Annotated in this window: 8 protein-coding genes and 1 pseudogene; 2 read left to right on the top strand and 7 right to left on the bottom strand. The window is 67.6% G+C overall.

Features of this window, described 5'->3' with window-relative positions; all coding sequences use genetic code 11:
* Positions 1–163 (top strand): phage holin family protein (locus tag Q0W90_RS10065; RefSeq protein ID WP_297774390.1); only part of this gene is annotated, 163 nt, incomplete at its 5' end.
* Position 164: 1 nt separating this feature from the next.
* On the opposite strand, the gene Q0W90_RS10060 is transcribed toward Q0W90_RS10065, so the two are convergent.
* From Q0W90_RS10060 to Q0W90_RS10030, 7 genes and pseudogenes are all read right to left on the bottom strand, one after another.
* Positions 165–1,106 carry an FAD-dependent oxidoreductase gene (locus Q0W90_RS10060; protein WP_297774384.1) on the bottom strand — a complete coding sequence of 314 codons (942 nt, stop codon included), beginning with the start codon at positions 1,104–1,106 and terminating at the stop codon, positions 165–167.
* A 283-nt stretch (positions 1,107–1,389) separates the two neighbouring features.
* A pseudogene (locus tag Q0W90_RS10055) lies at positions 1,390–1,959 on the bottom strand (hypothetical protein); the annotation flags it as partial.
* Positions 1,960–2,030: 71 nt separating this feature from the next.
* On the bottom strand, positions 2,031–2,525 hold the full coding sequence (locus Q0W90_RS10050) for an SRPBCC family protein (protein ID WP_297700210.1): 495 nt from the start codon (positions 2,523–2,525) through the stop codon (positions 2,031–2,033).
* Entirely contained in the window at positions 2,525–3,166 is a 642-nt protein-coding gene (locus Q0W90_RS10045) for a nitroreductase family protein (protein WP_297700212.1), read from the bottom strand. Before Q0W90_RS10045 ends, Q0W90_RS10050 begins: the two co-directional genes overlap by 1 nt.
* A gap of 21 nt (positions 3,167–3,187) precedes the next feature.
* On the bottom strand, positions 3,188–3,670 hold the full coding sequence (locus tag Q0W90_RS10040) for a carboxymuconolactone decarboxylase family protein (protein WP_297600213.1): 483 nt from the start codon (positions 3,668–3,670) through the stop codon (positions 3,188–3,190).
* Between the two features lie 64 nt (positions 3,671–3,734).
* Positions 3,735–4,706, bottom strand: a complete 972-nt coding sequence (locus tag Q0W90_RS10035) for a nitronate monooxygenase (RefSeq protein ID WP_297600216.1) — start codon at positions 4,704–4,706, stop codon at positions 3,735–3,737.
* A 78-nt stretch (positions 4,707–4,784) separates the two neighbouring features.
* Positions 4,785–5,384 (bottom strand): TetR/AcrR family transcriptional regulator, encoded by a 600-nt coding sequence (locus Q0W90_RS10030; protein ID WP_297700214.1) that lies wholly within the window; start codon positions 5,382–5,384, stop codon positions 4,785–4,787.
* A 105-nt stretch (positions 5,385–5,489) separates the two neighbouring features.
* On the opposite strand from Q0W90_RS10030, the gene Q0W90_RS10025 reads away from it, so the two are divergent.
* Positions 5,490–7,058, top strand: coding sequence for an NAD(P)/FAD-dependent oxidoreductase (locus tag Q0W90_RS10025; protein ID WP_297600222.1), 1,569 nt, complete (start codon positions 5,490–5,492; stop codon positions 7,056–7,058).
* Positions 7,059–7,067: the final 9 nt, after the last annotated feature.

Raw genomic sequence — 7,067 nt, 5'->3', positions numbered from 1 at the left:
CATCAATGCGCTGATGCTCTGGATCACCGCGCGAATCACCGAGCACACCACCCACTGGGGCCTGCAGATCGACCACTTTTGGTGGACCGCAATTTGGGCCGCGATCGTCTTGTCGATCGTCAGTTGGTTGCTGTCCTTGATAATTCGCCGCACCGGCGCCTGAGTCAGGGGCCGCTGACCAGGCTCAGCACGTCGCGCGCGCAACCCCAGGATAAGGTGACGCCGTTGCCACCGTGCCCGTAGTTGTGGATGCACCGCGCGCGCCCGAACGGCTCGGCTTCCACACGCACCGAGTCACGGTGAGGACGCAATCCGGTGATGACGTCGATCACCTCGGCTTCGGCGAGTCGCGGCTCGACGCGCCGGCAGCGATCGAGGATCTGTTCGGTGATCTCGGGATCCGCGGTATCGTCGCGGCCGCGGATGCTCACCCCGCCGCACACCACCCGCTGCGGGTGGGGGAAGTAGCAGGTGAATTCCGGCTCCTGCGTCATGTTCAAAAATAGTTGTCGCAGACCGGGATTGGTCAACACGACATGCTGTCCGAATAGTGGCTCGACGGCGTTGTCACCGGCGAGTTCGCGCGCCGCGAGGCCGGTGCAGTTGACGATGATTCCGGCGGCGTCGGCGGCCTCGGCCAAGGATCGAACGGGACGCTCTTCGATTTCGCAGCCGGCCGTTGCCAGCCGCCGTGTCAGATAGTCCAGATAATGCGGCATGTCGATCATCGGCATGCTGCCGCGAAACCCCGAGTCGAAGCCCGCCGGAAGGTCGGCGGGCTCTGCCGGCCGCAGGTCGTGGATCAGTTTCTGCTGGTTTGCGTCGACGTCCCCGACGATCACCGCCGGGGCCATCAGGACCCCCGTGGTCGGGTCCTGGGCCAAGTCGCGAAATACCCCGAGCGAGTGTTTGTTCCACTCCGCGGCTTTCCCACTGGGCCGCATCGGCCGCGGTGCGCAGACGGCGCCCGCCACCGCCGAGGTCGTTTTCCGTGGCATGGTGGCCGCCCATACGCGGACCGGCCAGCCCGCCTCGGCCAGGCAAATGGCCGACGTCAGTCCGCTCACGCCGGCACCGACCACGACAATCTGCTGCGTACTGGCCACGGCGCCACCGTAGCGAAAACGCGCCGACAGCGGGTCGCGGCTGGTCAGCGGCGGAGGCTAGCCAGGCCGGTCAGGAGTGCGCGGCTTGCGGGGCCACCGGGGTTGCCGGCGCGGCCGCGGGCGCTTGCGGGGTGGCCGGGGTTGCCGGCGCGGCCGCCGGGACTTGCGGGGTTGCCGGCGCGGCCGCCGGGACTTGCGGGGTGGCCGGCGCGGCCGCCGGGACTTGCGGGGTGGCCGGCGCGGCCGCCGGGACTTGCGGGGTTGCCGGCGCGGCGGCCGGGGCTTGCGGGGCGCGCTGTCCGTTTCCGCCCATCAAACCGTTGAGGATGCCGAGCGCGCCCTGCACACCCGCGGGCGGCACTTGCGCGGGTGGGACCGCGTCCGGCGTCAGTTGCCAGGGCTGGCAGCCCGAGGTCTTGAACGATTTGTCGCCCGGATCAATCTGCACGACCTGCGGCTTTTTGCTCATGGCGTTGTCAATGAGTGCGCCGTCGGGATTGCCGCTCCGTTTCCAGTAACACGTGCCGTTGCCGACGGGCCCGCCGGAGCTGTAGGTGCCCGGCGCGATGTCGGACCCCACGGCGTAGATGCCGTCCTGGTCGATGGTGGTTTTCGGCCCTGGCGGCGGGGGAGCCGGTTCTGCCCCGGGCGACGCTGCGGGCGCCGGTGAGACTGAAGGTGCTGGTGACGCCGCCGGCGACGGTGCAGCAGCCGGCGACGGCGACGCCGCTGGCCCCGGTACCGGCCCCCGTGTCTCGTCCGGATCGGCGCCGGCAACCACCGTCGACGCGGCCCAGCCCGCGACCGTCAAACACGCAGCAGCCAACCGTGCCGCAGTAGCTACTCCACCCATAGAAATCGAGGGTACCGGGGTCAAGAACCTAATTCACGGCGTTGTGCAACGAACCGAGCAGCAAGGAAGGTCTAAACGAGCCGTTGCACCGGGCCCGCGTGACCGAGCGCATGTTCGTACGTCTCGAGGTTGTCGCGGGAGATCTTCGCGTGTACCGGCCGTTCGAGAAAGAAGCGCAGCACCGGGTTGTAGGCGTGGTAGGTCTCGTGGAACGTGAGCACGGTGGTTCCGTCGGGCTGCTCTTCGAGCTGGTGATATCCCTCGGCGCGCGACCACAGCGGGGCGCCGACGGCCACGTAACGCGACAGTTTGTTGATCTCGGCTTCGGTCACGGTCTCCCAGGAGCGCGCCCGGCCGCCGGTCAGCAGGTATTTGGGCACCTCGAAGACGCAGGTGCGGACCAGGCCCTCGCCGGCTTCGTTGCCCTCGTTGAGGATTTCCATGCTGCCGGTCGGCCACCTGAGCACCCGCGGGCGCGGGGCGTTCGGCGGCGCCGGCGGATGCAGCACTCGCCAGACTTTCCGCGGCGGGGCATCGATGTGGAATCGCACGGTGTAGGACTGCATCAGCTTTCTCCTATAGGCCGTTCCCAGGTGTCCCAGTAGGTGATCGTCGCGGCGGGCGGCCGCGCGGCCGGGCGGAAGTCGGTGCCGATCGTGTAGGCGACGGGAAACAACGCGGCTTGCGTGACGGTGGGCGGAATGCCGAGCAGCTCGGCCACCTCCTGCTCCTTGAACAGATGCATCGTCGTCCAGACCGATCCCAGCCCGCGCGACCGGAGCGCCAGCAGAAAGCTCCAGCCCGCCGGGATGATCGACGCCCACGCCGCCGCCGCAATGCCCGGTTCCGCGGTGTCGATGCGCTGGCTGAGGCAGGGAATGACGTGCACCGGAACTTGTGCCAGCGTTTCGGTCAGGCTCATCGCGCTCTGGTAGACCCGCTGCGTCTGCGGGTCCGTCGCATTGTCGGCCGCGTACGCCAGGTACTGCGCACCGATGCTGCGGTAGATCTCGGCGATGGCCGCTCGCTTGTCGGCGTCCGTGATCACCAGCCAACGCCAGTCCTGCGTGTTGCTCGCCGTGGGCGCCTGCATCGCCAGCTGGATGCATTCCAGAATCACGTCGCGGCTGACCGGCCGGGTCAGGTCGAGCCGTTTGCGCACCGACCGTGTGGTGCTCAGCAGCTCGTCGACGGTGGCGATGTCCATGGGTTCCTTCCCGATGCGTGGTTAGAGGTCGATGGCGCAGGACTGGTCGATGCCCAGCACGGTCAAGGAGCGCCCCAGGCCGAGAAAGACGGCGACGCACAGCGTGAGATCCAGGATCTCCTCGTCCGAGAACGAATCCCGAAGTCGTTGGAAGAACGCATCGTTCATAGATGCGTGATCGTTGGCGAAGCGCTCGGCGTATTCAATGGCAAGGCGCTGACGCGGCGTGTAACCGGGGTAGCTGGCATACGCGGCGACGTTGTCGTACAGCTCGGGTGCCACACCGGCATCCAGCACCGACGGGGCGCGAAAGCCCGAGCACGCGACGCAATCGTTGATCTGTGCGATCCGCATTCTGGCCAGCTCACGCTCGTCGGCGGGCAGGATGCTCTGCTGATAGGCACCGCGGATCATGCGTTCGACCATGCCGGCGAGTTGTGGCCGTAGCGTCCAGATCATGGCGGCTTCGCCGCCGGGGCCGTCCGGCACGTTGAGACGGGCCATCAGCGAACTCCTGCCCGCGGAAATGAGGTATCGAGCTGAGCAAACCAGACGCTCAGCTCGGCGTCTAGGCCCCGGGGGCCCGGTTGAGGATGTATGCCGCTTCGGTGACCATGTCGGCGACGATGTCGGCGGCCGGACGCACATCGCGGACGCGTCCCACCACTTCGCCGGTCAATATGGCTGCGGTATCGAAATCCTCTGCGGCGACGGCCTTCTCGTAGCCGGAAGCCACGTGGGGCAGCTGCGCCGACAGCTCGGCCTCGTTACCGTGCCAGGTGTTCAGGAACGCGTTCCCCAGCGCCCGCGCGTCGTATTCGGCGGGCCAAGCGAGACCGCGCACAACGTCATAGACGCGGGTGCGCACGGTGTCGTCGCCATGCGCCGCCACGGCGCGCTGCTGCGCTCGCGCTGACACCAACGCCTCCGGCGACGCCCAGAACCTCGTTCCCACGACCGCGCCGTCGGCGCCCAGCGCCAGCGCGGCCGCCAACCCGCGGCCATCGCCGACGCCACCGGCGGCCACCACCAACGTGTCGGGCGAACGTTCGGCCACGAGGTCAACGACTTCGGGCACCAACGTGAAGGTCGACCGCCCGCTCATTCCATGGCCGCCCGCCTCGCTGCCCTGCGCCACGATGACCTTCGCCCCGGCGTCCACCGCACGGCGTGTCTGGTCGAGGTTCTGCACCTGGGCGGTGAGGGCAACGCCGGCGCCGTGGATGCGATCCGCGAACGGCCGCACGTCGCCGAACGACAACATGACCGTCGCCGGTTGCCGGACCAGCGCGATGTCGAGCACGCCCGGGTCGCGGGCCAGGCTCCAGGTGATGAATCCGCATCCGACCCTCGCCGCACCCGCGTGGTCGAATTCGCGCTCCAGCCATCGGGCGTCGCCGTAGCCCCCGCCGATGAGGCCCAGCCCACCCGCCGACGTCACCGCCGCCGCGAGCCGGCCCCCAGAGACCAGCGCCATCGGCGCGAGCAGGATGGGGTGCTCGATACCGAAGAACTCCGTCACGCGCGTATGCAATGCCATGGTGTTACTCACTTCAGCACACCGTCGCGCGATTCGGGCGGGCGCCCGTGACAACCGCGGCGGAGCTGTGGGGGTCGCTCAGGCAAGCAGCGCCAGTCCGGAGCGCACCAAACCCAGACTTGTGGCCACGTCGTCGCCGAGGTCACCCGTGCAACCCCTGCGGCCCCAATTCTCCACTGCCGCAACGAGGGCCGCGGCGAGCGCAGAACCCGCGACCTCGGCGAGCAGGTCGATGTTCGCCACGTCCGGGTTGCGCGTTCTGACGAAATCGGTGAGCACGCGCGCGAACGAGGACTGCACCACCCGGAGGTGGCCGGCGATCCGGTCGGCGCTGATCAGTTCCGCGCGCGCGCTCGCGGCCTGGCGGACCACTTCGAGGTCGTGCGGGAAGGCGGCAACGCTGGCCAGCACCGCATCGAACAGCGACTCGGACGGCGGGCGTTGCGCGAGCGCCTCGGCCAACCATTCCAGCTGCGTCTCGTAGTCCTGGAAAAGGACGGCTTCCTTGGTGGGGAAGTGCCTGAAGAAGGTGCGCTCGGTGACTCCGGCCTCGCGCGCCAGCTCGGTGACGGTGACGTTCGCAAAACCCTTGCGGGCGAAGCTCTTCAATGCGGCGCGCCGAAGTGCCTCATGCGTCGATCGTCGTCGCTGTTCGTGACGGTTGCCCGGGGCGGTCATCTCAGGGGAGATCGTATCCCGGCCGAAGTGGTCGTCACTGACATCTTCCAATTATGTCAGTACTGACATATTCTGCAACTCGGTAACCCGACGGAGGCGAGGGCCATGAGCACAACGGATTACGACGCGATCGTGGTGGGGGCCGGGCACAACGGGCTGACCGCCGCGGCGATCCTGCAGCGCGCGGGCCTGCGCACGCTGTGCCTGGAAGCGAACACCTATGCCGGTGGCATGGCGGCGACGGTCGAATTGATCGACGGCTTCCGATATGAGATCGCCGGTTCGGTGCAGTTCCCCATGGCAAGCCAACTCACCAAGGACCTCGGGCTCGACACACTGCCGGCGGTGGAGCCCGAGGTGATGTCGACCAACATCGGCGAACACGGTGAAGAACCCATGATCTTCTATCGCGACCCGATGCAACTGATGACGCACCTGGGCGAGAAACACGGCGTCGAGGCCGTCACCGGCATGGCCGAATTGATCGGTTGGAGCCAGGGGCCGGCGAAGGCGCTGGGCCGCTTCGACGTACGCCAGCCGCCCAAGACCCTTGACGAGATGTATGCCTGTGCGACCAACGACGCCGAACGCCGGGCCATCCACGACATGCTGTTCGGTTCGGCGATGGACGTGATCGACCGCTATCTGCCCGACACCCAAAAGCACGCGGTCATGCGCGGGATGCTGGCATTCCTGGCCGTCAACTCCACCTACCGCGGCCCGTATACGCCGGGCAGCGCAACATGTTTGGCGTTCGCGCTTGCGGTGCCCGACGGCAGCACCGCGATGATGACCAAGCTGAAGGGCGGCATCGGCGCACTGACCGAACACCTGCGCGAGCTCTTCATCTCGCACGGCGGCGAGATCCGTTTCCGCACCAGGGCCGAGCAGATCCTCGTCGACCAGCAGAAGGTGACCGGCGTGCGACTGCGCGACGGGTCGACGATCTCGGCGCCGGTCGTGGTGTCCAACCTGTCACCCGACGTCACCCTCACCGAGCTCATCGCGCCCGAACACGTTCCCGCGGAGCTGGTCTCGCGCGTGTCCGGCCGCGACCACCGCGCCTCCTTCGTGCAGATCCACTTCGCTCTGGACGGGCTGCCCGAATTCGCCCCGCCGTATGAGTTCCTCAACGAAGAGGGCATGCAACAGTCGGTCGGCATCTTCGGGTCGCCCGAGGAGCAGCAGCTGCACTGGGAAAATTGCCGGCGGGGCATCGTTCCGGACAACCCGTCGATGGGCATGCAGATCCCGTCGGTGCACGACCCGGGCATGGCGCCGCCCGGCAAGCACGCCGCGAGCGCGTTCGCCTACGCCTTTCCGGTCGAAGTCGACCGTGAGCAGCATGGGCACCTCAAAAATGATATGGCGCAACGGGTTATCGACAAGATCGCCAGGTTCGCGCCGAACTTCAAGGACATCGTGATACGCCACATCACGTTCGCGCCCTACCACATGAACACCATGTTCGGCGCGCCCGACGGCGACTTCTGCCACGGGCTCCTGCACCCAGACCTGATGGGCCCCAACCGGCCCGGTCCCAAAGGCTTCCTCGATTCACCTATCCCGATCGTCGGCCTCTACCTCGGTGGCGCCGGCTGCCATGGCGGACCGGGTATCACCTTCACCCCCGGGTACAACGCCGGCTATCAGGTGCTCGCCGACGCGTCCTAACCCGGACGG

The organism is Mycobacterium sp., from assembly GCF_025933915.1.
Classification (GTDB): Bacteria; Actinomycetota; Actinomycetes; order Mycobacteriales; family Mycobacteriaceae; genus Mycobacterium.
The sequence above is the reverse complement of the archived record's forward strand: the minus strand, read 5'-3'. Positions and strand labels throughout refer to the sequence as shown.

Excerpts from the sequence above, each read along its gene's own strand:
- Q0W90_RS10045 (WP_297700212.1), bottom strand. The coding sequence starts at position 3,166 with ATGGACATCGCCACCGTCGACGAGCTGCTGAGCACCACACGGTCGGTG.
- Q0W90_RS10030 (WP_297700214.1), bottom strand. The coding sequence starts at position 5,384 with ATGACCGCCCCGGGCAACCGTCACGAACAGCGACGACGATCGACGCAT.
- Q0W90_RS10050 (WP_297700210.1), bottom strand. The coding sequence starts at position 2,525 with ATGCAGTCCTACACCGTGCGATTCCACATCGATGCCCCGCCGCGGAAA.
- Q0W90_RS10040 (WP_297600213.1), bottom strand. The coding sequence starts at position 3,670 with ATGGCCCGTCTCAACGTGCCGGACGGCCCCGGCGGCGAAGCCGCCATG.
- Q0W90_RS10035 (WP_297600216.1), bottom strand. The coding sequence starts at position 4,706 with ATGGCATTGCATACGCGCGTGACGGAGTTCTTCGGTATCGAGCACCCC.
- Q0W90_RS10025 (WP_297600222.1), top strand. The coding sequence starts at position 5,490 with ATGAGCACAACGGATTACGACGCGATCGTGGTGGGGGCCGGGCACAAC.